The organism is Aquabacterium parvum (assembly GCF_001447195.1).
Classification (GTDB): Bacteria; Pseudomonadota; Gammaproteobacteria; order Burkholderiales; family Burkholderiaceae_C; genus Aquabacterium; species Aquabacterium parvum.
Map to the genome: position 1 here is coordinate 1 of NZ_LFRI01000431.1, position 273 is coordinate 273.

The 273-nt window shown below is 55.7% G+C and carries 1 protein-coding gene; it reads right to left on the reverse strand.

Features of this window, described 5'->3' with window-relative positions:
• Window positions 1-227, reverse strand: a 227-nt coding sequence (locus ABG80_RS22950) for a protein rep (RefSeq protein WP_268761001.1), incomplete at its 3' end; no start/stop codon positions are given.
• Window positions 228-273: the final 46 nt, after the last annotated feature.

Below are 273 nucleotides of genomic sequence, written 5' to 3' on the forward strand. Positions count from 1 at the left end.
CGTTTCCATAGCTCGCGCTGGGCTCTATGAAGGTGCTTAAAGCGTTCAGCCAGGTCATCACCGTTCTTCACCGTCAAAGTCACCAAAAAAGGCCTCAGAGCCGTTTTCTCGGCTCGGATGACCTCCCACCTATCCAGGTAGGCTTTCATCGACTTAGCGCCCCGTCTAATGGCACACAGAGGGCAAAGCAGGTGCTTCATGCAGAAGCTGGCCGCATGCAGCCTCACAGCGTCGATGGTGAAGTAGTGCCGGAACAGCAGGTAGTCACCGCAA